Here is a 25,451-nt window from a genome sequence, read left to right as displayed (position 1 = left end):
GGAGTGCAGAGTGAAAGTGAACGCCACGGTGGAATATCCAGCCGGGCCGTCGCCGGGTGGCCTGCGGTTGCGACCCTCTGGGATGAAGCTTACGCGATTCACGCCCGCCCCTCGGCCTCCGGCCTCGGGACGGGATTCTCTCGCTGAATTAAGATAGCCCTTGTGTCGTGGGTCAGCGCCCGAAACACGAAGCTATAACCGTCGATTCCGGCGATGGCTGGTATGGACGAACGCGTCCGTGCGCGCGGCCACGAGAACGTCACCGCGCGCCACGCGAGCACGCTCGAACTGACCCAAGACGACTATCTGACGCCGGCGGGCGACTGCATTCTCGGCATCGAGGCCGACCGCGCGCCCGCGGATTTCGACCCCGCGTTCGTCGAGGCCTGCCGTGACAGCGAGGCGACGATCACGCTGACGCTCGACGCCGGCGATCACACCGAGACCGTCACCGGACGCGGCCATCCGGAGCTCGAATTCACGAACGACCGAAGCTTCGTCTGCCGGACGAGCGACTACGTCGACGATCGAACCGTGATGGTCGGAGCGGATACGGCGGCCGCCAATCTCGACCGAGCTTTCGTCGACGCGCTCGCCGAGGGAGCTGAGATCACGGGCGTGTTCCGCGTCGAATAGCGTTTTGTGGTCGGCCCACGAGGGTAGTTCATGAGCGAGGACGAACCGACGGAGAACATCAGTGGTGGGTCCGACGGTGGCGGTCTCGCCGCGGAATTCGACGAGCGCGACGCCGAAACCCGTGCCGAGGCGGTCGTCGATCGGCTCGGCGAGCTCTACTGGCAGAAGACGTACGGCGGCCAGGATGCTTTTGAGTGTCTCGTGCGCACGATCCTGAGCCAGAACACGAGCGACAAGGCGAGCCAGCCCGCCCACGACGCGCTGATGGCACACTACGGCGAAGGGGCGGATCTCGCGAAAGCACTCGCCAACGCCGAGCAGTCGACGCTCGCCGAGACGATCGAATCGGCGGGGCTCTACAACCAGAAATCCGAGACGATGATCGCTATCGCCGAGCGCGTCGTCGAGGAATACGGGAGCGCCGCAGCGTTCGACGAGTTCGTCACCGACGAGGAGCCCGCGACGGTACGCGAGACGCTGCTCGACTTCTCGGGTGTCGGACCGAAAACCGCCGACTGCGTGCTCCTGTTTTCCGGCGGGCGTGCCGGCGTCTTCCCGGTCGATACACACGTCCACCGGATCTATCGCCGGCTCGGGATCGCCCCGGCCGACGCCGATCACGAGGGTGTCCGGGAGGTGCTCGAAGCACAGGTGCCCGCCGAGAAATGTGGATTCGGCCACACGGCGACGATCCAGTTCGGGCGCGAGTACTGCACCGCACGCAGCCCCGCCTGTCTCGACGATCCCGACGCCTGCCCGATGGGCGATCTCTGCGAGCAGGTCGGCGTCTATCCCGCGACCGACGAGGTCGTCGACCCGTCCGAGGCGGAGTGAGGTCGTCGAACATACTCCGATTTTCGTCCCGGTGACTCAGTCCGCGTCGAACGGATCGAACTCCGGCCCGTCGTAGTCGATGTCGACCGCAAGCTCGCCCGCGACGATGCGGTCGGCCAGCGAATCGACACGCTCGCGAACGTCGTCCGGCACGTCCGGTGCGAGCGACAGCCGGACGACCTCCGGCCCCTCCAGTCCGCTATCGATTACCGTCGACTCGATGGCTGTTTCTCGTCTTCCGGCTGGATCACAGCGTCAGGAACCGTGGTCCGGTGATGAGCACGACACCCGATATCACCAGAACTGCCCCGACGAGCAGCCGTCGTGTGATCGATTCGACCTGGCGGAAGAACAGAGCCGTCACGAGGATCGCGAACAGGGAGGTCGGACTCGAAAGCGGGTCGACGACGGTTACCTGGCCCCGTTCCAAGGCAGCGAACAGCCCGAACAGCGCGAGCGCGCTGAAGACGCCACAGCCGACGAAATACGCGTACGCCTCACGCGGAATCCGGAAAAACGAGCGCAGCTGCCCACGTTGCGAGTAGAGGATGAAGGATAGCAGTCCGACGAGACCGGCGAGTTCGTTGAGTGCGACCGCATCCAGCGGTGTCGCAGCCGTGTTGGTGAACAGAAATCGGCGGGCGACGTTGCCGAACGCGAACGTCAGCGCCGCCCCGAGCGGGAAGAGCAGATCACGTTTGTTCCAGCCGGTGATGTCACCGCCACCCGAGAACGCGACGAGTCCCAGCCCGCTCACGACACAGAGAATGCCCACTACTCCCTGGGCCGTGATCGATTCACCGAGAAAGACGATCGCGAGGATCGTCGCCCACAGCGGACGCGTGTTGACCGTCGCGCTGTTGACGCTGGCCCCGGCGCGCTCGACGCCGACGTAGTTCAGCAGGCGAGCGAGCCCGGTCGAGACGAGCCCGATCCCGAAAAACGCACCCACCACCCAGAGCGGGAGCGCGAAGAGATCGAACCCTCTGATGACGAGCGAGAGCCAGTAGCCGATCACGCTCACCGAGACGACGACGATCGATGCCAATAGTGGCGTTCCACCCCGCTCCATGCCTGCCTTCGAGAGCGGATCCGAGATGCCCCAACTCGTTGCAGTCAGAAGAGCAAGCCCCACAACAACAGTATCCATGGCAGAGACTGTATCGATCCCTGGATAGCTTTTGTGATCGATTTACGATCAATAACGATGTCGAACCGAGTCGTGACGCAGCGAGCGGCGCATTTCACTGGAACACGTCCACCCGTACGCAAGGCGATTCGCTGCCTCGTTCGTGGCACGCTGGGCAACAGAATCAAGCAGTAGTTATGTTGAATCGCGCTCCGTCTGCCATTCCCAGAGCAGTTCGAGACCGATCCACGCGAGACACCAGACGAGAACGACCGCCGAAACGAGCGCCGTCGTGGCAAGCATCTCGAGTCCGAGTGCGAGCGAGACCAACAGCGGGTAGAACAGTACCGTGAGTACGATGGCCACCAGCAAGCCGCCAGCGCCACAGAGATGATGCTCGAGCGATCCGATGCGTTTTGCCCCGTCACTGTCGGAGACGGTCGGCCGGCCGTTGCCAGTCGATCCGTGTGGTGTGTACACTCTCGACACCCATGTGAAGATACGCTGTCGCTCCGTGTTAGTCGTTTCGCCGACAGAACTGAGTCTGGAAGGACGCTGTGTCGCGCCAAACGACAGTCAAGACAGTCAGCACACGCCGCCCCGTGCAGGGTCGCTATGCTCGCTACTTGAATCGGAACGTTTCGAGGTTCTTCGGCGCGAACGTCCGCATGTTGTAGTTGTGATAGAGCGCCGAGGAGAAGTCCTGAACGCTCTGTTCGTCGCCGTGGACGCAGAGCACCTTCTCCGGGCGCGGGTTCATCGTCTTGACGAAGTTCTCTAGACCCTGTCGGTCGGCGTGGCCCGAGAACCCGTCGACGGTTTCGACTTCGAGTTCGAGGTTCAGCGTGCCCGAGCGCCCGCGCCCGCCGTTCATCGGGATCTCGTCCCACCCGTTCTGAATGCGGCGGCCGAGCGTCCCCTGTGCCTGATAGCCGACGAAGGTCATCGTGCTGTCGGAATCGGTTCCCAGATGTTCGAGCCAGGACATGATCGGGCCACCGGTGACCATCCCCGACGTCGAGAGGATGATCGCGGGATCGCCGGCGGCGACCTCCTCGCGTTCGTCCTCACCCTCGTCGATGTGGTTGAACTGCGGCGCGAGGAAGGGGTTCTCGTCGTCGTGGAAGATGCGATCGCGGAGGTCGTCACGGAGATATTCGGGGTAGGTCGAGTGGATCGCCGTCGCCTCCCAGATCATCCCGTCGAGGTGGACCGGCATCTCCGGGATCTTCCCGTTGCGCATCGCCTCTTCGAGCACGAGCATGATCTCCTGGGAGCGCCCGACCGCGAAGGAGGGCACCAGGACCTTGCCGCCGCGATCGGCGGTCTCGTTGATGATCTCGACGAGGCGTTCCTCGGAATCGGCCTGGTCGGTCTTGTAGTCGTTGCGCCCGCCGTAGGTCGACTCCATCACGAGCGTCTCGACGCGCGGGAAGTCGTTGACCGCACCGTTGAACAGCCGGGTATCGTCGTAGTGGATGTCGCCGGAGAAGGCGACGTTGTAGTGGCCCTCGCCGATGTGGAAGTGCGAGACCGCGCTCCCGAGGATGTGACCCGCGTTGTGCATCGTCAGTTTGACGTCGGGCGCGATGTCGGTCACGTCGCCGTACTCGATGGGGATCGTGTGTTTGACCGCCTCGCGCACCATCGCGCTGTCGTAGGGTGGGCTGCGGCCTTCTTTCGCCGCGACGTCCAGGTAGTCCAGCTGGAGCAGCCCCATCAGATCGCGCGTCGGCTCGGTCGTGTAGATCGGGCCGTCGTAGCCGTATTTGAACAGCAGCGGGATCAGCGCCGAGTGATCGAGGTGGGCGTGCGTGAGGACGACGGCGTCGATCGAGTTGAGTGGGTTCGCTTCCGGCACCTGGAGGTAGGGCGCGTCGTCGGAGCCGGGTTTGTCGCCACAGTCGATGAGGATGCGCGTCTCCGGCGTCGAGAGGATGAAGCTCGCTCGGCCCACTTCGCGACAGCAGCCGAGCGTCGTGATGCGCACCCACTCGCCATCGGACATCTCCTCGCGGTGGATCTGGCGGCCGACCCGTTCGAGGATGTCACGGCGCTCCTCGCGTTCCTGTTTGAGGAAGTTTCTGACATTTGAGACCGTCGAGGACTCGATCGGCGGCGTTCTGACGACCTCGGGCGTCCAGCCGACCTCCTGGGTGATCTCCCGGAGAGTCGAGCCGTGGCGGCCGATCACCATGCCCGGTTTCGCGGCCTCGATGACGACTTCGCCGGTGTCCTCGTGGAAATCGACGTTCGAGACGTCGGCATCGTCGGGGATCACCGACCGCACCGTCTCGCGGGCGCTCTCGGGCGGCGTGAGCGCGTCGGGCTCGGGGCGCACCGTGATGCGCTTTCTGAGTTTGCCCGCGAGGGTCCGGATCAGGTCGCCGTTGCGCGCGAACTTCTTCGGGTCACGCGTGTAGATGACCAGCTCCGGCCCTTCGTAGGTGACGTCCGAAACCGAGATGTCGTTTGGCAGTTCGTCCGTTATCGTCGACGTTATCTCGTCGAGTTGCTTGTCTACCGTGCTCATACTGGAACTCAGTCCATGAGATTTCGCCCGTCCGGGTCACCCCCGATCGCCACCGGCGATCGGATCTCGTCGCTCGCCGTCGCGAACACGACGCGTAGCCTATGCGGTACGCTCTGGAGGTCTTCGACCCAGCGGGCGGGTTCGGGTTCGGACCCCGCGTTCGGTGCTGAGAGTCCGGAAAACCCGCGTGTATTCGGAGGTATAGGACGGCGATTATAAAACCTTTCGCAAAACCGTGACATCCTCCCCATCCTACCGCTCGCCTGACGGCTCGCGCTTGAGGATGGGGCATTGGCGGCCGACAGTTTTGGTATCCCCGGCCCCTCCGGCGACACATGCGAGTCACTACCGACACCGTCGCCGCCGCCCACGAGCACACCGTCGACCGCGCCCCAACGGTCGTTGCACTCATCAACGACGTGCGCGCCGATCTCGGCGACGCCTTCGACACCGACGTCGCGAGCGTCACCGTCGAGGCCTACCGCGACGAGGCCGACACCGTCTTCGCCGACGGTGATCGCGCGGTCAACGTCGCCGCGCTGCTCGCGCTGCTCGAAGAGCTCGACGTCGAGGGCGACTATCCAGGGTTCGTCGTCGACGAACTGCTCGGCCGCGAGCTCGCCGGGACGATCGCCGGTCAGCAACCGCTCAGACTGCTCGGCGAGGCGACCTTCCACTACACGGATATTCACACTCACATCGAGGGACCGGCGGGTGCCGACGACGCGCTCGCGGCGCTTGCGGCAGGGTTTCAGACGCGGCTCCCCGGCTGGGAGTGGAAACGAAGCGAAAGCCCGTTCGCGGTCGACTAGGCCTCAGCTGCCGCATCGTCGCCTTGCTCCGCGCGCTCGGCCTCCGGCTTCATCTGCCGGCGATTGGTGAGCGCGAGCGCGGCGAACAGCACGCCGCCGATGGCGCGCAACGCGAGATCGAAGGTGAGCGCGTCGAACGAGACGGCCATGCCGAGCGCCGCGAGGATGCTCTCGGCGCTGTTGAACAGCAGTCCGGGGGCCATCAACAGGAGCGCCGTGAGCGCGAACGCGGCCCGCTCGGCCCACGACACCTCGCTGTAGAGGAAGCCGATGACCGTCGCCCCGAGCGCGACCACGCCGAGGAACACGCCCACGATCGGGATCAGTACTTCAGGAACGAAGTAGCCGACGTCGAGTACGTCACTGACCCCGATGACGCGGTAGACCTGATCGGCGTCGGCCGGCACGCCCGGGATCCGCCGCAGCAACACGACGCCCGGCACCAGCACGAACGCGAACGGCACGATCGCCTTGTTGAGCGACAGCGAGAATGCCTCGATACCCGTCTGAAACGGGTCGGATTTCGCCACGCCGGAGGCCGCATACGCCGCGACCGCCACCGGTGGCGTGATGTCGGCGATCACACCGAAGTAGAGGATGAACAGGTGGGCGGCCAGCAGCGGCACCTCGAAGTTGGAGATGGCCGGGCCGAGCAGCGAGACGAGGATGATGTAGGTGACGGTCGTCGGCATCCCCATCCCGAGGATGATCGAGGAGATCGCGGTGATCACCAGCAGGAGGACGAGCGAATCGCCCGCGACGCTGAGGATCAGCGTCGTCAGGTTCGGTCCCAGCCCCGTGGTACTGATGACGCCGGGGATGATACCGGCGGCGGCGACCGCGATCACCACGGGGGTGGCGGTGCGCGCACCGGACTCCATCGCCTTTTCGAGGAACGTGAGAAATCCGACCGCCCGGTTGTTGCCGAACTGTGGGCGACCAACCGCGCTCGTCACGGTGTCGATGGCGTCGTCGACCTGATCGTCGTAGTCGATCAGCGGCGCGTCACCGTGTGAGCGCGCGAGCAGCGTGAGGAAACTCACGGCGATGACGAGCCAGCCCATCTTGCCCGCGATAGCCGCTGCGGCCGCGCCGGGAGCCATCCCCGCACCGCCCGCACCGGTGAGCGCAGCGATGACACCGACACCGGCAACGAGATGGGCGAGGAATTCCGCGATCGCGAGCCCGCCGATGACGCCGACCAGCGGCCAGCGCGTGCGCTTGTTGTAGGCCGCGACGAACGCGATGAGCGCGGTGATCGCCAGGATCGTATACCACGCCGAGCGCGCGACCGTCAGCCGTGCGACGAGAAGGTAGTAGAGCAAGAGCACGAGCGGTACGAGATAGAACCAGCCCTGTCGCAGATGCGAGCGAAGCCCGACGAGATCGGACGCATCGACGCCGCCGATCCCCGCCCGCGAGGCTTCGAGATGGACCATCACCCAGACGCCGAAGAAGAAGACGATCGCGGGGATCGCCGCCGCGACGATGACGTTCGCGAACGGCGTCTGGGTGTACTCGACGATGAGGAACGCCGCCGCACCCATCACGGGCGGGAGGATCTGCCCGCCCGAGGAAGCGGAGGCTTCGACCGCACCGGAGAACTCGGCCCGGTAGCCCGTCTTCTTCATCAGCGGGATCGTGAACGCGCCGGTGGTGACGGTGTTCGCGATCGACGAACCCGAGATCATCCCCATGAACCCCGAAGCGAGGATCGACGCCTTCGCCGGCCCGCCCTTGCGTCGGCCCGTGACCGAGTAGGCGAGATCGATGAACCACTTGCCCGCACCGCTCATCTCGAGGAAGGCCCCGAAGAGGATGAAGATATAGATGAACTGGACGCTCACCCGAACCGGAACGCCGAAGACGCCGTTGGCGGTGTTGTACCAGAGGTTCTGGATGACGGTCGACCACGGACTCTGCGGGATCTGTCCGAGTACGCCGACGATCGGTGCGTCACCCGGGATCAGGTAGCCAAAGCGCGCGTAGACGATGAACAGCCCGACGATCGACATGAGATAGAAGCCGAGCGTCCGCCGGGTCGCTTCGAGCACGAGCAACACGCCGAGCGCCCCGAGAACGAACGCGGCCGAGGTCTCGTCGAGAGGGATCCCAATCGCGGAGAGCGCGCCGACGGGTGTCGACAGTGCTGGCACCAGTTCGGCGATCGTCTGCCCGGAGTCAAGCCCGAGCGAGCGGAGCAGCTGGACCTCGTCGAAATCGAGCAGGATGTAGAGTGTGGTGAGGATCGAGACGGCGATCAAGAGAATATCGACGGGCGTGACGCGTTCGCGGTCGGGATCGAGCAGGAGCCAGCGGATCACGCCACGAACGCCGCGCGCCCCGCGAGTAACCGGGTTCGTCTCGCCCAGCCGCGTTTCGAGTATCGGGACGAGCCGTGCCAGCCGCCGCGAGAGAAAGCCATCGCCCTGCGTCGCCGGAAAGAGCAGGAAGGTGAGCAACAGGCCAAACGTGACGTGGATGCTGTTGACCTGCAGCGACTGGAGCGAGCCGAGGTTGATCTCGCCATACAGCGGGAGCGAGAACGTGAACGTGAACCCGCGGGCGGCGAGCCAGAGCTGGTACGCCGAGAACGCGACTGCGACGACGATGACGGCCATCCCCGCCAGCCCACGCAGCGAGCGCCGGCGTTCGAGTTCGTCGATCAGTTCGTCGGCGTCTTCGGCAGCGTCACCTGTGACGCCTGTCTCGTCGGTTGCTGTATCAGTGCTCATGAATCAAGAGTATCGAGTGTGTTCTGCAGGACCGATCGTTCGGTGAGGTGGAGGCGGACACCCTCGGCATCCGACCGTGCAACGAGATCATAGCTGGTGTTGCCCACCCGAAGCCGGTGGCCGGCGGTCCGACCCGGTTTCACGTACAGTTCCTCGTAGCGTCCCTGCGGATCGAAGGTGAACGAACCGTTCTCGCGGGTGACGTTCGCGCGCGCCGGTAACCCCCAGCCATAGGACTGAAACTCCATGCCCGTCATCACGAGCGAGTCGTTCCGGACGACGTAGATGTCGTGGACGGGCGTCTTCTCGACGCTGTGATTGTAGCTGAGGACGACCGGCGTCCCGTTCGAGACGGGGGTTGCGAGCAGTTTCTCGCCACTGCTTGCATCGTTGACGACGAGCGTACGCCCGGCCGGCGTCGCCGCGGCGACGGCAGTGACCGCCAGCCCGATGGCTACTACCACGAGTAACAGACGAACGGTCCGTCGCTGTCGGTCGGTCATCGGTAATGCTGTTCGGTCGTCGGTGTTCGACGGACGGTTCGAAACGCGTGGTCGGCCACCGCGTTAGGACGAGGTGGTGTCGTTGCCCATCGCGGTTCCGGCCTCCGTTCCCATCCCCTCGTCGGTACCGCCATCCATCGTCGTCCCACCGCTCGCGGTGCCGGAGCCACCGCCCGCCGAGTCGAAGTACGCCGCCGCACCGGGATGGAGATCGATCGACATCCCGTCCTGGGCGGAGTCGGCGCTGATGGAGTCCGTCTTGATCGTGAGATCGGAGACGTTGTCGAAGATCGCGGCCGTCACGTTCTGGACCGTCTCCTCGGGCACCTGCGTCGTCGTGGCGATCATCGCCTGGACGGCGACGGTGGGTTTGGCGTCGCTGACGCCCTGGTAGGTGCCGCCCGGAATCTCGTCGTTGGCGAAGAAGTCCGCGGCCTGTTTGACCTGCTTGCGCTCGTCGCCGTCGATGGCGACGATGCCGATCGAACTCGTCTCGGCGAGCTCCGAGATCGCGCCGACCGGCCAGCCGCCGACGACGAACGAGGCGTCGATGTCGCCGTTCTGGATCTGTTCGGCGGCCTGCGAGAAGTCGGTGTTCTGTTCGGTGAAATCGGAGACACCTACTGCTTCGAGGATCGTCTTCGCGTCGACCTGCGTCCCGCTGCCGAGATCGCCGGTGTTGATCGTCTTGCCGCTCAGGTCGGCGATCTTTTCGACGTCGCTGCTGCCGGGCGTGACGACGGTGATCGTCTCCGGGTAGAGCGTGGCGACGCCGCGCAGGTTCTTGATCGCGTTGTCCTGGAAGGCGTCGATACCCGTGCCGTTTTTCGCGAACGAGGCGATGTCGTTCTGGATCAGCGCGAAGTCGGCCGACCCGTCGGCGAGGCTGCCAACGTTCTCGACGGAGGCACCCGTCGAACGCACCTGCAGGCTGAAGTCGGTGTTCGACTGGACGATCTGTTTGATCTCGTTCGAGAGCGGGTAGTAGGTCCCGCCGGTGCCGCCGGCGTCCCAGACGAGGTTGTTGGAGCCGCCCCCACCACCGGAGCCGTTCCCGCCGGAGCCGTTGCCACCACCGCTCCCGCCGCTCGTCCCGTTGCCGCCGGAGCCGTTGCCACCGCCGCCACCGGCACAGCCTGCGAGCCCGGTCGCACCGACGACGCCGAGCGCGCCGGCCGTTCGCAGGAACGTCCGTCGGGAGGAGCCCGTCGTGTCTCCCTTCAGGTTCCCACTAGAGTCATTTTTTGCCATACATTATCGAGGCGGCTCCGCCGGCATTAATCTACCGGAGACGATCGTCCATGATAGTCGTGCCGTGACGCGATTTTTTCGCTATCGATGCCGTGGAGCGATGATGCCCGCCTCAGCGATGGTCAGGTCCGTGTCGAACCTGTACGGCTCCTACATTTACTCGTCGTCATGAACGTCGGTCACCACTTCGCGGATGGTTTCGACCTCGCTGTCGCTGTAGCCGATGAGTCGAACGTCGGTCAACGAAGCCGGATCGTACGCTGCGAGTTCCTCGCAGATGAGTCGGACGCCCTCCCTGAGATCGAATCCGGCGACGCCACAGCCCAGTGCCGGCAGCACGAGCGACTCACAGCCCAGATCGTCGGCACGTGCGAGGCTGTTTCGCGTCGCCGCACGGATGCTCTCGGCGGTGGCTTGTCCGTCCCCGTAATGTGGCATCGCGGCGGCGTGGAGCACCCACTCGGCATCGAGGTCGTAGGCGTCGGTGACGGCCACGGTACCGAGATCGATGGGTCCCTGTGAGACGGCCGCCTTGTTGATCTCCTCGCCCGCACCGCGTCTGAGCGCCCCCGCAACGCCCGATCCCATCTCCAGACTCGTGCCGGCGGCGTTCACGAGCGCATCGGCCTCCTGGGCGGCGATATCGCCCTGTACCACGGTGAACTCCATACCTACTGTCTGACCGCCGGCGGCTAAAATCCTCCACCCTTCCACCCAGGGGCCGACGGCAGTAGTGACGGGAAGATGGAAGCTGGGGGCCCCGAATTTAAAAGGCCAAATCGAGTACCATCCCCATGCACGGAACACGCAGCGTTCGATCGGATGGATCCCGCAGTCCTCGGGAGGCTTAGTCCGTGGAGGAGCGAGAACGGCAGTTCGTGACCATCGGCGTACTGGTCGGGATCTTCCTCGCCGCGATCGACGGCACCGTCGTGACGACCGCGATGCCGACGGTTGTCGCCGCGCTCGGCGGGCTCGAACTCTACCCATGGGTGTTCACCTCGTATATGCTGTTCACCGCGGTGACGATGCCGCTGTTCGGCCGACTGGCCGACGCCTACGGCCGGAAGAAGCTCTTCTACGTCGGCATCGCCGCCTTCGTCGCCGGTAGCGTGCTCTCGGGTGCGGCCGGCAGCATGGCCGAACTCGTCGCCTTTCGTGCGATCCAGGGCATCGGCGGTGGGGCGATGCTCGCGCTACCCTACACCATTCTCGGCGTGATCTACCCGCCAGAGCGCCGTGGCTGGGCCATCGGACTCGGCGGCTCGGTCTGGGGCGTTGCGAGCGTGCTCGGCCCACCGCTCGGCTACGCGATCGTCTCGACGCTCGGCTGGCGCTGGGTCTTCTACGTGAACGTCCCCGTCGGAATCATCGCGGTCGCGTTCATCGCGACGACGCTCGACGAATCGACGGGCGCAGCCACGGGCGATATCGACTACGCAGGGGCACTCGCCATCGCAGTGGGCGTCGGCACGATCCTGATCGGCCTCGAACTGCTCACGACTCAGCCGCTCGCTGCCGGCGTCGCCGTCGTGATCGGTCTCGCCTCGCTCGGCGGCTTCTATCTCGCCGAACGCCGGGCCAGCGAACCGATCATTCCACTGGCGCTGTTCGGCGATCGGACCTTTCTCGCCACCATCACCGCCGGTTTCCTCACGAGCTTCGTCGTCTTCGCCGGGCTGACCTACATCCCGCTGTTCGTCCAGAGTGTTCACGGCGGCGCGAACAGCTCGGCGATCGCGGTCGTGCCGATCTCGATCGGCTGGTCGGGCATGAGTGTACTCGCGGGCCGTATGACCGAACGCATCGGCGAACGCCGGCTCTCGATCGTCGGCACGGCCTGTATCGCGGTGAGTTTCGCCGCGGGCGCGTTCTGGACGCCCGCAACGTCGCTCGTCGTGATCGTCGCCGTCGCGTTCGTCATGGGTGTCGGCATGGGGACGGTGACGCCACCGTTGCTCACCGTGATCCAGAACCATCTCGGAGCCGAGCAGATGGGGCTCGCGACCTCCTCCCAGCAGTTCTTCCGCCAGCTCGGCGGCGCGATGGGTGTGTCCGTGCTCGGGTTCGTGATCACGACGCTCGCACGCGGACAGCTCGCGGCCGTCCCCGGCGTGTCGACGCTCGGTGACCTCCAGCGCGTGCTCTTCGAGACGAACACGCCGCCGGCGGGGGCGGCCGCCGCGCTGGCGAGCGGGCTCTCGTCGGCGTTCGTCGTTTCGGCTGTCATCGGGCTCGTTTCGCTCGTGGTCGTCTTCGGGCTCCCACGCGGGGAAAGCGGAGATGGTGCGAACACCGAACGGGCCGATCCCGCCACGGACTGAGCGGTGGTCGCGATCAGCCGACTGATACACCCGAAAAACACAGGAAGGGAACGAATGTAGTATTTGGGCAGTTCGGGGACGATCGATATCGTTCTCAGTAGTCGGTTCTGGTGACGACCTCGTCGTTGCTGTGTATCACGGGCGAGCAGTCGTCGGGGTACGTGAGTTCGGTCAGGTCGCCATCGTAGGTGTACGTGTCACGTCCGTCGCCGCTCACGGCACCGGAGACGGTGGGGCTGTCGACGATAGCCTGTTCCTCGTCGATCTCGATTATCCCCCGGATCGAGCCGCTGACCGAGAGCTCGTAGGGGGTGTACTCGCCATCGCCGGCGATCGTCAGCGTTCGATCGGGACGCCGGCCGACGTGGGCGGCCTCCCCGTCGATGGTGACGTTGATCTCGCCGGTCCGATCGAAGTCGAACGACTGGAGGAAGCCGTCGTAGACGTACGCGTCCGTTCCGGACCGGACCGCGCCGCCAGTGCCGAAGTCGGTGGTACGGTCGCTGTCGTTGACGCTTGCATCGCAGGCGTCGCTCTGGCTGGCAGTCCCCTTCCCGATGACGAACGAGTAGGGCGTGGTCGTGCCGAACCCGTCGATGACGAGCGTGTGATCGGGGCGGTTCCCGACGTGCGCTGGCTCACCATCGAGCAGGACGTTGATCTCGCCCGAACCATCGAAGTCGAACGAGGAGAGCTCGCCGGTGAACGTGTAGGCGTCTTTGCCGTCGCCGACCGCCCCGTGGGCGCTCCGATCGACGATCCGGTCGCTGCGATCGATCGTTGCGCCGTCGGCCGTGCTCTTTTCGAGATCGCCGCCGACGGTGAACGAGTAGGTGGTCGACGGGCCGAAGCCGTCGATGGTGAGCGTGTGCCTGTCGGGGGCCGCGCGTGCGCTGCCGAGCGTGCCGAGTCCGGCGATCCCCGCTGCCCCCGCCGTGAGGAATCGCCGGCGTGACGTCTTCACGGCGGGCGATGGATCGGAAGCCTGTACCCTCCCCACCTCGTGACGGGATGCAGTGAATTGCATCACTAGTAAGCAGTCAGAAGGGTTTGCATTGACATCCTCCCCGCCCTGCTCACCCCTTCGGGGTTCGCTGAGGACGGGGATTCCCGACCGCGTTTGGGATATTAGGGTTCGCGGTTCGTTTGAGCGACCTGTTCTCGCGGGGCAAAACGGCCCTCGCTACGGTCGAACAGGCGAACCACTGGCTGTGCCAACCAGCCGTTACTCCTATCCGAGCGCGGAGCGCTCGGATTCGGAGGTACTTCTGCTCTCTGCCGGATATTCTCCGCGCCACCACAATCGGCATTCGCCACGGTTCCGCATTTCTCACAAACGTACAACCCACGCTCTTTGCGCTGACTCTCATCTTCGTGGCCGCACACGGCACACGTCCTCGACGTGTCCCGCTCGCTCTTGCGAACCACGTCGATACCTTTGATTTCGCCTTTGTACTTGAGCATCTTCCACAAGCGGTTGAACGGCCAGCCGTGTAGATCGAGGTTGCCGTGTGTACCCCAATTGACGGCCTCGCCGGTCTCAGTATCTTCGCGGATGCCGCCGAGGTCCCCGACGATCAACGTCCCGACCTCTCGCCCGACACATTCCTCGATGATGTCTTTCGAGAGGGTATGGAAGAAGTGCGTACGGCGGTCGGTTCGCCGTTGGTCGAGTCGTCGCGCTTCGCGCGACGTACTCTCATCACATCTGGCCCGCTTCTTGAGGAAGTAGTATTCGTCCTCCTTGAACGCGCCACCAGGATACAACAGGGATTCGTCACCGAACGAGACGGCAGCGACGTTGCAGATACCGAGGTCAACCCCGGCAACTCCGTTGCCGGGTGTGTCGGAGGCCTCGATTGCAACGTCACAGACGATATGCAAGCGCCAGACGCCGTGTTCGTAGACGGCACGCACCTGTTGGACGTTCTCGATGGTTGTTCCGCGTGGACCGATGACATCGTACTCGCAGAGTACGAAGTCAGAGCGGCTTTCTTTGAGATTTCGTCCTTTCGAGAGGCGAATTCGGCCGTTGTCGGCGTCGTGTTTGAAGCCTTTCTGCTTGAACGTGACCGTCGAGCGTGGGTGTTGTTCGTTGTGTTTGCGGTAGCCGGGCGGGTTCGCTTTCTCGTTCCCGTTGTCGCGGTGGCCGTACCATCCGGTGAACGCCTCATCGAGTTCTTCGAGAACTCGCTGACTGGATTGGCTGTGTAAATCCACATAGCGTCCACTGCCTTTGAGGTACGATTTGAGGTCGCCAGCACCGGGAATTTGGCCGCAAGCATCCCAAACGCGGCCCGCTGTCCAGCGGGCCACGTTCCAGAGCTTGCTGGCGGCGAACCCGAGCGAATCGAGGTCGTCACGCACCTGCGAGAGGTTGCAGATGCGAGCGCGCTGGGTGCGCGTGACGACCTTTTTCGCCATACATAACCATGTATCTGTCCGCTAGTAAGTGTTTGGTCTGGTGAATATCCGACCCGGCAACCACCGCCGGGAATGTAACCAAGCTTACGGCGCGTATCCCCTCCCTACTCGCTTGTGCGTCCGATAAATCGGACGACCCTGCGCTCCTTGAGGGAGGGGTCTTGCGCCTGTTACCCGGATAAGACGGCACTGTTTCCATCGAATGGCGACGGCGCTCCCGTTCGATCCGACCAGTACGCTGGTCGGTGAGACTACTCCATATACCCCAACTGCTTGAGTCGGTCCGAGACCTGTTCGGAGTGTTGCTTCGTGTCGTGCCGATCCAGCTGTATCGGCTCACGAGAGTCCCACGAGGGGTCCTCAGTGAAGATCGGCAGCACGTCACCACGCATGTCCTCCGGAACGGCAGTTCCGTTCGTGACCAACAGCGTCGGTGCGATATCGAGGATACTGATCCGGTCGATCTCACCGCGAGTGTCGAAATCGGGGCCGTTGGCCATGAAGATGCCGTGTGGTGTGTTCTCCGCTGCCCAGCGGTCGGGATCGGTGTGGATCGAGCCACCGCCGACCCCATCGTTGACGTGGACGCCTGATCGCTGGTCGACGACGATTTCGGGTGCGAGGTCGAGATATGGACCGGAGTAAACGTCCTCACCGCGATGAACTGCAGTGAACAGTGGCCCCTCCTCGTCCGAGACCGAGCGGAGCGTCTCGATGAGTTCGTCGCGGAGGGCGTCGGTCTCGAACTCGGGGTTGAGATAGATCGGACCCTGTGAACTCGCGACGGCGCTCGTCCGATCGAGATCGATCGCTTCGAGTTTCCGTCCGCGCTTGACGCCCGCTCGCTGTGGGACCAGCTGTTGAAGCCGTTCGGGAACGGTTCGTTTCAGGACGTCGACGGCACCGACGCGTTTTGCGACGCGCAGAACGTTCTCCCGATCGAGACCGACCGTTCGGAGGACGTCCTCGATGGTCCGTTCGCGGGACTGGTAGTCGTTCTCGGCGAGCCACTCGTTGATATAGAACTCCGTCGTCGTCGGCGCGCTCCCATGATCCGAGAGAACGACGAGGTTGGTGTCGTCGAGGTCGTCCAGTCGTCCGAGCCACTCGTCGACGAGTTTCCACGCCCGCAGGGTTGGCTCGTCGTCCCAGAAGAAGTGATGCAGGACGTTGAGGTAAAACAGCGTCACGTGCATGAAATCGAGCTCCTGCTCCTCGAACAGCCGCAGTGCGACTTCGAAGCGGCTTTCGAGCACCGAGAGAATGGCGTCGACTTCCGCACCGCGTTCCTCGTTCGAGGAGAGGAGCGGTTCGGGATGGACTCGGTAATCGAACTCCTCGGTGAGCCGCTGATCGAGTCCCTCGGGATAGGTATACCCCGAACTGATCGAGCGATACTCCCCCTCGACGGTGCTCGGTCCGCCGGAGACGACGACGCCGTCGAGTTCACGCGGCGGGTACATCGTCGGCATGTTGACGACGCCCGTCGAGCGTCCGGCGTCGTTGAGGTAGTCCCACAGCTCCGCAGTGTGGAAATCACGGCTGTCGGTCGTTTCGATGCGTTCGTTCGCGAGGTCGACGTTTTCGAACCAGAACACGCCGAAGCCGCCGGGATCTTTGCCGGAAGAGTAACACTTCCAGTTCGGGAACGTCACGGGCGGGAGGCAGCTCCGACTCTCGGCCCACACGCCGCCGGACCGAAGCGCGGCGAGATTCGGGAGCTCACCGGCCTCGATCCACGGTTCGAGCAATCGCCAGCCCGCACCGTCGAGACCGACGACGAACGTCCGTGTCATGCCCGCCATGATACTGCAACGAGGAAATAGGTTCTCGTTTCAGTCCTGACTCGGTGACTCGACGAGTTTCGAGAGATCCATCTTGAGGGAGGGATACCAGCCGACGAGCGCTGGGAGATAGGAGCCGAGCAGTCGATCGACGAAAATCGCCGTGACGATCGCCGTACTCGGCACGCCGAGGGCGATGAACACCGCCGTCGCCGTCGCCTCGGTGACGCCGACGCCGCCCGGCGTGAGCGGTAACAGCGTGACGCTGTATGCCATGATGAGATAGAACGGCAGGAAGAGCGCTGGCTCCAGACTGACGCCAAGACTCTCGAAGATCAGCCACACTCGCAGGCCGGGGACGATCAGCTGTGCAACCACGAACCCGGCCGTGTAGGAGACGATCGCAACGGGGTCGCGCAGCAGCGTACGGAAGGTAGCCGCCGATGCCGCCGAGAATTCGGGGAGTTTTCTCGCAAGTGCTGCGAGCCGATCGCCCACGACCGGAACACGGCGAGCGATGCGCTCGATCCCGCCCGCAATGCGCTCGACGGCGCTGAGATTGATACCGGCGAGCAACACGGCCGTTCCGGCGGCGGCATACAGTGCGGTCGAGAGCACGAGAACGAGCGCAAGTCCCAGCGGCAGTTGGCCCACACTGAGTACGAGACCGAGGAATGCAACGAGACCGTACAGAATCGCATACAGGCCGGTGTGAACGCCCGAAACGCCGACGGCACCCGGATACGCCATGCCGGTCCGGTGGTGGACGACGAACGGGGCGACGGCCCGCCCCGACAGCCGTGATGGCAGGAGATGGTTGACGAAGAGGACGATGAGACCGGTATCGATGGCGGCCCGAAAGCGTGTGTCTTCGATCCTGTCGAGCAGCACGTGCCACATGGCAAGCGCAACGAGAAGTCCAACGCCGCTCACGGCGATGAGCGCCACGGTCGTTTCGATGGAGACCGAAGCGAACAGCGATACCGTGCGTTCCCACTCGACCTGTCCAAGCACCCATGCGAGCGTGAGCGCTCCGAGGAGATACTGGGCAGCTCTGAACAGCCATGCCCGACGTTTCGAATCCATCACGCTACCGCCCTCCAACGACAGTGTCGCTGGCGGTACTGCTGGCCGGGTCATCGCTCTCGGTCGCGCTCTCGACGGCCGACCGTGCGGTGACGAACTCGAACGGACCGTCGAGTATCCTGAGCAGTGAGCGGCGCATCCAGCTACCGGTGTGCCAGTACACCCGGTTCGGAACGCCTGCCACGTCCGGAAGGTCGGCGAACTCCCACGGATGGACGTAGAGAACCGGACGGATCCCACGACGGGCGAGCAGTCGCATGCCAGTGGTCGTATATCGGGGACCGAAAAATCGGAGCCAGGTACCCGTAAGCGGAAGGCGGAGCCCGGGGAAGGCACTCACCGGCAGTTCGGTGATCGTGTCGGGAGCGGCCGACTGCACCTGCGTCGCCGGCACGGGGCTGTCGATATCGTGGTCGCCGCCGTACCAGCCCGGAATCGACCGACACGGAACGATGCTGGAGTCGTACTCGTAGCCGGCTGCCGCGAGCATCGAGAAGTGGTCCGCAGCAGTATCGAACGACGGCGCACGAAATCCCGTGACCGACGTTCCCGTCACGTCTTCGAGGAGCGTCCGAGAGCGATCGATTTCGTCGCGACGATCGCGCTCGTCCAGCGTCGTGAGATGGCGATGGCGGTGGGTATGTGAGGCGATCTCGTGACCAGCAGCGGCGACCCGTTCGACACAGTCGGGATGGCGCTCGGCGATGTCGCTAACCACGAAAAACGTCGTCGATACGTCGTAGTCGTCGAAGACGGCGAGGAGATCGTCGACGGCAGCGAGACCGATGTCGTCTCGGTCGGTCCGCCCGCGTGCGTTCCGATAGGCGGGAAGATGGGTGAAGAATTCGAGATCGACCGAGAGAACGGCCGGCGAGTGAGTCATCGATCAGACGATACTGGTTTAGCAGTCGGGATAACTCATGTGCTTTGTCAATGTCGATACCGGCGGGTCCGGCCAGCAGCCACCAACCGGGAGAGCGGGGCTGCAGCCACAAGCGCTAATAGTCGTGTCGTCGAGAGACCGAACAGGCAACAATGCCGGTGTGGGAAGCAGGCCTGCAGACTGCAAACGGACCCGTGTTGCAAGCCTTCGGGCTCGACAGTGGCACGCTCACCGCGTTCCTCATCGGCCTCGCCGTCGTGATTTTCCTCTGGGGGTTCGAGCGCTACCGAACCACGTTCTCGCGGCAGGAGTTCCTGATCGCGATCGCCCTCTCGCTCGGCGTGTTCGCCGCCGGAGCGTTTCCGGCCGTGTACAGTGCCCTCGCGTCGGCGTTTCACGTCGAACGCCGGTCGCTCATCGTGTCGTTGCTCGCGAACAGCGCGCTGGTGTTGCTCGTCCTGTATCTGTTGGCTCAGGTGCGGAGCAACCAACTGTCGATCACCGAACTCACACGGGATCTCGCAGTGGAGCGAGCCACCGAGACGGCCAGCAACGACACCAGCACGGAACGAACGGTCTGTGTGGTGATTCCCGCCTACAACGAGGCCGAAAGCATCCGAAACGTCGTCAGTTCACTGCCGGAATCGGTCCACGGCTACGCGGTCGAAACGCTCGTCGTCTCCGATGGATCGACCGATGGAACGGTCGACCGGGTTGCATCGACCGGGGCGACTGCCGTCGAGCATCCGCTCAATCAGGGACAGGGCGGCGCACTCAAGACGGGCTTCGAACTCGCCCAGCAGCGCGGTGCCGACATCGTCGTCACGATCGACGCCGATGGCCAACACCCGATCGACCAGCTCGACGCGCTCGTCGCGCCGATCGCCGACGATGCGGCCGACTACGTGGTCGGCTCACGGTATGCGGGTGTCGACGAATCGGGGAACGGTGTCGCTCGCCGAGCCGGAATCCGACTGTTCACGAAGGTGATCAACGTGATCACCAAGTCGAACATCACCGACTGTACGAACGGGTTTCGCGCGATCCGCGGGGCACAGCTCGACGACCTCACACTCACCGAAGAGCGGTTCAGTGCGCCCGAACTCATCATCGAAGCCCGCAAAAACGGGCTGCGGATCCGAGAGATCCCGGTCTCCATCGCGCAGCGTGAAACCGGAACGACGAAAAAGCCGAAACTCGGCTACGCACTCGGCCTCGCTCGCACCATCTTCACCACGTGGATCAGGTGAACGAGCGTGACCGAGACGACTGTGCCGTCAGTCTGATAGCAATCTCGATGGAACGAAGCCACGATCCATGACCGTTTCACCAATGCGCTGTCGACCAACAAACCAGTGATGGAGACGGACTCGCGGCCGCTGTTCTCGCTCGTATTTCTCACGTGGAACGCAGGAGAGGCGATCCTCCGGACGCTCGAATCGGTCGAGCAGCAGTCGTTCACCGACTACGAGGTCGTCGTCGTGGACAACGACAGTCAGGACGACACGGTACAGCTGCTTCGGAACGCCTACTCGGAGGACGATTCGGTACGGATAGTCGAAAACGAACGAAATCGTGGCTTCAGCCGGGGTATCAACCGAGGCATCCGCGAAAGCGATGGGCAGTATATCTGCTGTTACAATCACGATACGCTGTTCCCTGACGGATACTTGCGGACGCTTTCCGAGCGGGTCACGCCGGACGCGGTATGGACGACGGCCCGGCGCAACTACCGTGTGTCTTCCGAACGGACGTGTGTACGCCTCCTCTCCCGGTATCGGTTTACGCTCCCGTATCGCGTCGATTCGCTGTCCGGGGATGCTGCGGTGAACTACGTTCCCGGTGATGGCGTGATCGTTCCCCGAGAGATATATCGGACCGTGCTTTCGGGGCAGGTGTTCGATCCGGCGATGCCGCTGCGCGTCGAGGACGTCGATCTGTCGTTGCGGCTCGCCGATGCCGGCGTGCCGATGCGAGCGATACTGGACACACACTCGATCCACCCGGACAACGACGATATGTACGCCCCAAGCATACGAAATTTCGTCACCTTGGCGAAGATGATCCGGGCGCGGGTCGTCGTACATCGGAAAAACACCGATTCACTGCTGCCAGTCGTCGTTGCAGCCGCCAGTATCGTTCTCAATCCGCTGGTGATCTACTGCACTGCCTACCCTCGTTCGGCCGACGCGTTCGTCGATGCGACGTCCGTATCGTGACCAATATCGGCGACAGCGATGGACTCGTCACCAGTGAACGAGACCGACGCCGCCGCGATCCTGCTGTGGATCGGCAACGATCTCGGTCGTCTCGTACTCCTCACGGAGTTCGCGCCAGAATCGGTCGACCTCGCAGTCGGGGTCGTGGTCGATAGTGACGATATCGTGGAACGCGATGAGCCCGCCGTCGGCGACGAACGGTGAATACCGCTCGAAGTCGTCTTTGACACCGTCGTAGGTATGATCGCCATCGATAAACAGGAAGTCGATGGTATCACCGTCGAGGATCTCCTCGACGTGGCGAGCGGTCGCCGGCGAGTGGGAATTGCCGCGGAGAAACGCCTGGTCGATGTCCGGGCGATCACAGACGTCGCGGAGGAACTCGGCACGTCTGAGCGAGTGTCCGCCGCCGAAACGGCCGCCGGGAAGGTCGATGCTGAGGTAGTTCGTGGCAGCGAGATACTGCGCCCACACGTAGTAGCTCCCGCCGCGGGCGGTGCCGATCTCACACACCGTCTCGGGATCGCTGGCAGCGACCGCTTCGACGAAATCCCGGAGCTCCGAACGGATCTGCATCGGCTCGATGGATCGATACGCACCGTAGCCCCGATAGTCGTACGCTGTGTCGATGATATCGGTGAGATCGTCCTCGGACGATTGGTAGCCACGCAGCTCTCGGACGGACAGCGCTCGACAGAGGGTATCGCCGATGGCGGGGAGTGCATTGCCCACGTCCCGTTCGACCTTTTCGAGACCGCGGCGAAAGACCGAATCGAACCCGTCGCGACGGTAGAGTCGGCCTGCACCGGTTACATACGATCTGAGAGCCATACGAACATCACTACCGCCGCCCGTGATGGTTCTTTCTAGATGGAAACAATCCGACCATCGATTTCGGTCTCGAAAATCGGACGGAAGACGATCTACGGAGCCGCCGTCGAACCGAGTTTTCGGAGGACGGCGAGGCCACTACAATACGGATACTGTTCGAAGACAAAGTCATCCAGAACAGTGACGAACGATTCGGTTTCGTCGAGGTCGCAGTCGAAGTGGTCCTCTATCGCTCGGATGACGCCCCGGTCCGCGATCGGACTCAACCCTCTCGTCCGGTCTTTGCGCCGATAAAATCGCTGCATGTTGGTGTCGTGAAAGAGGACGACTGCGTTCTCGCTGAGATGGGGAAACCACGCCTCGATCTCGGCGAGCGTGTGCTCGTAGCGATGGCTCGTGTCCACGAACAGGACGTCGATGGCGGGATCGACGTCGTTCTCGTCACACCAGCTCCCAAACTCCGCGGCGAAATCGACATCATCGGCGTTGACGAACTGCCAGCCGTCGTAGTCGGTGGTGTAGGACGTCGCCTCGATATCGACGCTCACCACGTCGGCGTCAGTGAGGCGTGCAACGCGCTCGAAGACGAACGTCGACTCGCCACTGCGGACGCCGCATTCGACGATGGTGTCGGGAGAAGCCTGCATCGCCTCGACGAACAGTCGTTCGAGATGATCACTGATATCGGTCGGTTCCTGCGAGTGGCGTCGCACCGCACGAAACTCGCGGTGGTCGGTCGGGGGGTCGTACGGTGGAGATCGGTAGATCCGGTTGTACCGGTCGATCGCCGTTCGAATCCAGTCGAGAACCCCACTCCGGCGAAGCGAACGGCGAAGCAGGCTGTCGTCCGGCATACGCCGATCACGAACGAGCAAGGAGAATAAACTACCTGTTCGACGACCGCCGACGCTCATCGACGTCGCTCCGGAGTATTTATACGCACAGCATTGGACGTGTGGACAGCCATGATAGAGGGAGTGACAGCGCGCGATCTGCAGGTCAACGCGGACGAGCGCGGCCATCTCGTCGAGATCTTCCGCGAGGACTGGGAGCTGTACGACCCCGATCCGGCGATGAGCTACTACTCGATGAGCTATCCAGGCGTCGTCCGCGCGTGGCACCGCCACGAGCGGGGCCAGATAGACCACTTCGTCTGTCCGACGGGACGCATCAAGGTCGCCATCTACGACGATCGCGAATCGTCACCGACACGCGGGGAACTCGATACGTTCGTCATCGGCGAACACAACCAGCGAGTCGTCCGTATCCCCGGTGATTGCTGGCACGGGTTCAAGACGATCGGTGACGACTCCGCATTGCTGATCAACTTCCCGACGAACCTCTACGACTACGACGACCCCGACGAGGAGCGGCTACCGCCCGATACCGACGAGATCCCGTACGATTGGGACGAGACGCATCAGGGATAACGATTCGACTCGACGCGCGACTCGGAGTGTACTGTCGGACGAAAGTGCGTGGGGAGCAGATTCAAAAACGCCGCTACAACAAGCGACGTGTCACCTCACGGGGTTCCGATCAGTTCTGCCCGACAGTCAGTTCGACCGTTCGTTCGAGCCCCTCCTCGAACGACCACTCGGGTTCCCAGCCGAGCGCCGCCATCTTGCTTGCATCGAGTGCGTACCGCTCGTCGTGGCCAGGACGATCCTCGACGAACTCGATGAGGGTTTCGGGTGCTCCCACGGCATCGAGCACCGTCCGAGCGACGTCGAGGTTCGTCCGCTCGTCACCGCTGCCGACGTTGTATATCTCACCGGTCGTTCCCTCGTCGAGAACCGTCCGGATCGCGCGACAGTTGTCCTGTACGTAGGTCCATTCGCGAACGTTCGACCCGTCGCCATAGATCGGGAGCGACTCCCCGCGTGCCGCGCGGTCGATGAGTTTGGGGATGAGTTTCTCCGAGTGCTGGTGTGGCCCGAAATTGTTCGACGAACGGGTGACGAGCACCGGTAGATCGTACGTGGAGTGGTAGCTCAATGCGAGTAGATCCGCACTCGCTTTCGTGGCGGCGTAGGGGTTTCGCGGGTCGAGTGGGTCCGTCTCGGCGAACGTCCCGTCGTGGATCTCGCCGTAGACTTCGTCGGTCGATATCTGGACGAATCGGTCGATGTCGGCGTCCCGTGCGGCGTCGAGAAGCGTCCGCGTTCCCTGAACGTTCGTCGCAACGAACGGTTCGGCCGAGTCGATCGAGCGGTCGACGTGTGACTCGGCGGCGAAGTTCACGACGCTATCGATCTCCTCGAAGAGCTCCGCAATCAGCGACTGATCTCGAATATCGCCCTCGACGAAATCGTGGCGCGGATGGTCGAGGACATCGTCGAGATGACGCATCGAACCGGCATACGTGAGCGCATCGAGAGTGATGACCGATCGGTTCGTCGTGTCGAGGAGGTGGCGAACGAAGTTCGAGCCGATGAACCCTGCACCACCGGTGACGAGCACGCTCATGGAGGGACGTCGGTGACAGTATGTATTTAGGTTTTCATCGGCTGTACCGCGTATGCAGCTGCTCGTCGTTGGGGCGAACGGACTTCTCGGGAGCAACGTGATCGCGAAAGCGCTTGCGCGCGACTGGGAGTGTACCGGAACGTATCACGCGACCGAGTCCATGTTCGACATCCCGCTACACGAGTTGGATATCCGAGACACCGATCGGTTCACCACGATACTCGATGCACACGAGTTCGATGCCGTTCTCAACTGTGCGGCCATGACCGATGTGGACGGCTGTGAACGAAATCCGGAGCACGCCCACGCCGTCAACGGGGCAGCACCCGGTGAGCTGGCGCGTGTCTGTGCCGACCGAGAGCTCGCGTTCTGTCACGTTTCGACCGATTACGTGTTCGACGGGAACGCCGAACGGAGATACGCCGAGTCCGCACCGACGAATCCACAACAAGTGTATGGCGAGTCGAAACTCACTGGCGAGCGAACTGTCGAAAAGGCCCATGACGGAGCCCTCCTCGCCCGGCTTTCGTTCGTCTATGGAACCCACGGTGCCACGGGAACCCTCACCGGCTTTCCGGCGTGGGTCAGCGACCGCCTCGGAAAAGGAGAATCGATCCCGCTGTTCACGGACCAGACCGTGACGCCGAGCAGGGCCGGGCAGGCGGCCACAGCGCTGCTCGATCTCCTTGCAGCAGACGTCACGGGGACGGTGCATATCGCCAGTCGATCGTGTATCACACCGTACGAATTCGGCGAACGAATCAGGGAGCGACTCGCTGCGTCACGCTCTCTGGACGTGCCCGTGGAACTGTTGGCCGAAGGCTCACAGTCGGCCGTGGACCGTGCCGCAACGCGACCGCTGCATACCTGTCTCGACGTTGAGAAGGTCGAGCATGTGCTCGACCGTGAACAGCCAGCGCTCGCCGACGATCTCGACGCGATCACCGATGCGCTATGATCCCCAGCACCCCGTGCGATATCGGTGGCTCGATGCGAGA

Annotated in this window: 23 protein-coding genes; 8 read left to right on the top strand and 15 right to left on the bottom strand. The window is 63.5% G+C overall.

What is annotated here, in order from left to right; genetic code table 11:
- Positions 1-222 precede the first annotated feature (222 nt).
- Together NO363_RS01125 and NO363_RS01120 are read left to right on the top strand one after the other, a co-directional pair.
- Positions 223-636: a DUF371 domain-containing protein gene (locus NO363_RS01125; RefSeq protein WP_256686233.1), complete on the top strand. Its 414-nt coding sequence runs from the start codon at positions 223-225 to the stop codon at positions 634-636.
- Positions 637-666: 30 nt separating this feature from the next.
- The gene (locus NO363_RS01120; protein WP_256686232.1) at positions 667-1,470 is read left to right on the top strand and encodes an endonuclease III domain-containing protein; all 804 of its coding nucleotides are present in this window, start codon (positions 667-669) and stop codon (positions 1,468-1,470) included.
- A gap of 247 nt (positions 1,471-1,717) precedes the next feature.
- Here the strand turns inward: NO363_RS01120 and NO363_RS01115 are convergent, their stop codons facing one another.
- The 3 genes from NO363_RS01115 to NO363_RS01105 form a co-directional block, all read right to left on the bottom strand.
- Positions 1,718-2,620 (bottom strand): DMT family transporter, encoded by a 903-nt coding sequence (locus tag NO363_RS01115; RefSeq protein WP_256686231.1) that lies wholly within the window; start codon positions 2,618-2,620, stop codon positions 1,718-1,720.
- 174 nt (positions 2,621-2,794) lie between these two features.
- On the bottom strand, positions 2,795-2,965 hold the full coding sequence (locus NO363_RS01110; protein ID WP_256686230.1) for a hypothetical protein: 171 nt from the start codon (positions 2,963-2,965) through the stop codon (positions 2,795-2,797).
- 256 nt (positions 2,966-3,221) lie between these two features.
- Complete coding sequence (locus tag NO363_RS01105; RefSeq protein ID WP_256686228.1) at positions 3,222-5,132, bottom strand: beta-CASP ribonuclease aCPSF1; 1,911 nt, start codon at positions 5,130-5,132, stop codon at positions 3,222-3,224.
- Positions 5,133-5,467: 335 nt separating this feature from the next.
- On the opposite strand from NO363_RS01105, the gene NO363_RS01100 reads away from it, so the two are divergent.
- The gene (locus NO363_RS01100) at positions 5,468-5,944 is read left to right on the top strand and encodes a DUF7984 family protein (protein ID WP_256686226.1); all 477 of its coding nucleotides are present in this window, start codon (positions 5,468-5,470) and stop codon (positions 5,942-5,944) included.
- Here NO363_RS01100 and NO363_RS01095 read toward each other — a convergent pair.
- The 4 genes from NO363_RS01095 to NO363_RS01080 form a co-directional block, all read right to left on the bottom strand.
- A complete protein-coding gene (locus NO363_RS01095) occupies positions 5,941-8,679 on the bottom strand; it encodes a TRAP transporter permease (RefSeq protein WP_256686225.1) in 2,739 nt (912 codons plus the stop codon). The genes NO363_RS01100 and NO363_RS01095 overlap by 4 nt on opposite strands.
- Positions 8,676-9,182: a DUF1850 domain-containing protein gene (locus tag NO363_RS01090; RefSeq protein WP_256686224.1), complete on the bottom strand. Its 507-nt coding sequence runs from the start codon at positions 9,180-9,182 to the stop codon at positions 8,676-8,678. Before NO363_RS01090 ends, NO363_RS01095 begins: the two co-directional genes overlap by 4 nt.
- Positions 9,183-9,245: 63 nt before the next feature.
- Positions 9,246-10,433, bottom strand: coding sequence for a TAXI family TRAP transporter solute-binding subunit (locus NO363_RS01085; RefSeq protein ID WP_256686222.1), 1,188 nt, complete (start codon positions 10,431-10,433; stop codon positions 9,246-9,248).
- A 156-nt stretch (positions 10,434-10,589) separates the two neighbouring features.
- The gene (locus NO363_RS01080; RefSeq protein ID WP_256686220.1) at positions 10,590-11,102 is read right to left on the bottom strand and encodes a macro domain-containing protein; all 513 of its coding nucleotides are present in this window, start codon (positions 11,100-11,102) and stop codon (positions 10,590-10,592) included.
- Between the two features lie 185 nt (positions 11,103-11,287).
- Here NO363_RS01080 and NO363_RS01075 point away from each other — a divergent pair, with 185 nt between their 5' ends.
- Entirely contained in the window at positions 11,288-12,757 is a 1,470-nt protein-coding gene (locus NO363_RS01075) for an MDR family MFS transporter (protein ID WP_256686219.1), read from the top strand.
- A 94-nt stretch (positions 12,758-12,851) separates the two neighbouring features.
- On the opposite strand, the gene NO363_RS01070 is transcribed toward NO363_RS01075, so the two are convergent.
- The 5 genes from NO363_RS01070 to NO363_RS01050 all read right to left on the bottom strand — a co-directional run bounded on the left by NO363_RS01070 (position 12,852) and on the right by NO363_RS01050 (position 18,934).
- The gene (locus NO363_RS01070) at positions 12,852-13,721 is read right to left on the bottom strand and encodes a pre-peptidase (RefSeq protein WP_256686217.1); all 870 of its coding nucleotides are present in this window, start codon (positions 13,719-13,721) and stop codon (positions 12,852-12,854) included.
- A 164-nt stretch (positions 13,722-13,885) separates the two neighbouring features.
- The gene (locus tag NO363_RS01065) at positions 13,886-15,181 is read right to left on the bottom strand and encodes an RNA-guided endonuclease InsQ/TnpB family protein (RefSeq protein ID WP_256686215.1); all 1,296 of its coding nucleotides are present in this window, start codon (positions 15,179-15,181) and stop codon (positions 13,886-13,888) included.
- A 251-nt stretch (positions 15,182-15,432) separates the two neighbouring features.
- A complete protein-coding gene (locus NO363_RS01060; RefSeq protein ID WP_256686214.1) occupies positions 15,433-16,977 on the bottom strand; it encodes an alkaline phosphatase family protein in 1,545 nt (514 codons plus the stop codon).
- 39 nt (positions 16,978-17,016) lie between these two features.
- On the bottom strand, positions 17,017-18,051 hold the full coding sequence (locus NO363_RS01055; RefSeq protein WP_256686213.1) for a lysylphosphatidylglycerol synthase transmembrane domain-containing protein: 1,035 nt from the start codon (positions 18,049-18,051) through the stop codon (positions 17,017-17,019).
- 4 nt (positions 18,052-18,055) lie between these two features.
- A complete protein-coding gene (locus NO363_RS01050; protein ID WP_256686212.1) occupies positions 18,056-18,934 on the bottom strand; it encodes a polysaccharide deacetylase family protein in 879 nt (292 codons plus the stop codon).
- Between the two features lie 152 nt (positions 18,935-19,086).
- On the opposite strand from NO363_RS01050, the gene NO363_RS01045 reads away from it, so the two are divergent.
- Both NO363_RS01045 and NO363_RS01040 read left to right on the top strand, forming a co-directional pair.
- Positions 19,087-20,184, top strand: coding sequence for a DUF2304 family protein (locus tag NO363_RS01045; protein WP_256686211.1), 1,098 nt, complete (start codon positions 19,087-19,089; stop codon positions 20,182-20,184).
- Positions 20,185-20,292: 108 nt separating this feature from the next.
- Positions 20,293-21,153: a glycosyltransferase family 2 protein gene (locus tag NO363_RS01040; RefSeq protein ID WP_256686209.1), complete on the top strand. Its 861-nt coding sequence runs from the start codon at positions 20,293-20,295 to the stop codon at positions 21,151-21,153.
- A gap of 27 nt (positions 21,154-21,180) precedes the next feature.
- On the opposite strand, the gene NO363_RS01035 is transcribed toward NO363_RS01040, so the two are convergent.
- Both NO363_RS01035 and NO363_RS01030 read right to left on the bottom strand, forming a co-directional pair.
- Positions 21,181-21,984, bottom strand: a complete 804-nt coding sequence (locus NO363_RS01035; RefSeq protein ID WP_256686208.1) for a class I SAM-dependent methyltransferase — start codon at positions 21,982-21,984, stop codon at positions 21,181-21,183.
- A gap of 92 nt (positions 21,985-22,076) precedes the next feature.
- Entirely contained in the window at positions 22,077-22,838 is a 762-nt protein-coding gene (locus NO363_RS01030; RefSeq protein ID WP_256686206.1) for a class I SAM-dependent methyltransferase, read from the bottom strand.
- 111 nt (positions 22,839-22,949) lie between these two features.
- Between NO363_RS01030 and NO363_RS01025 the strand changes: the two genes are divergently transcribed.
- Entirely contained in the window at positions 22,950-23,414 is a 465-nt protein-coding gene (locus NO363_RS01025) for a dTDP-4-dehydrorhamnose 3,5-epimerase family protein (RefSeq protein ID WP_256686204.1), read from the top strand.
- Between the two features lie 109 nt (positions 23,415-23,523).
- Here NO363_RS01025 and rfbB read toward each other — a convergent pair whose 3' ends face one another.
- Positions 23,524-24,453 carry a dTDP-glucose 4,6-dehydratase gene (gene rfbB, locus NO363_RS01020; protein ID WP_256686202.1) on the bottom strand — a complete coding sequence of 310 codons (930 nt, stop codon included), beginning with the start codon at positions 24,451-24,453 and terminating at the stop codon, positions 23,524-23,526.
- Between the two features lie 52 nt (positions 24,454-24,505).
- On the opposite strand from rfbB, the gene NO363_RS01015 reads away from it, so the two are divergent.
- Positions 24,506-25,411 carry an SDR family oxidoreductase gene (locus tag NO363_RS01015; protein WP_256686200.1) on the top strand — a complete coding sequence of 302 codons (906 nt, stop codon included), beginning with the start codon at positions 24,506-24,508 and terminating at the stop codon, positions 25,409-25,411.
- Positions 25,412-25,451 lie beyond the last annotated feature (40 nt).

It is taken from the genome of Halococcus qingdaonensis (genome assembly GCF_024508235.1).
GTDB classification, from domain to species: Archaea; Halobacteriota; Halobacteria; order Halobacteriales; family Halococcaceae; genus Halococcus; species Halococcus qingdaonensis.
Note: the sequence above shows the minus strand (reverse complement) of the source record. Positions and strands in the feature narration are given on the sequence as shown.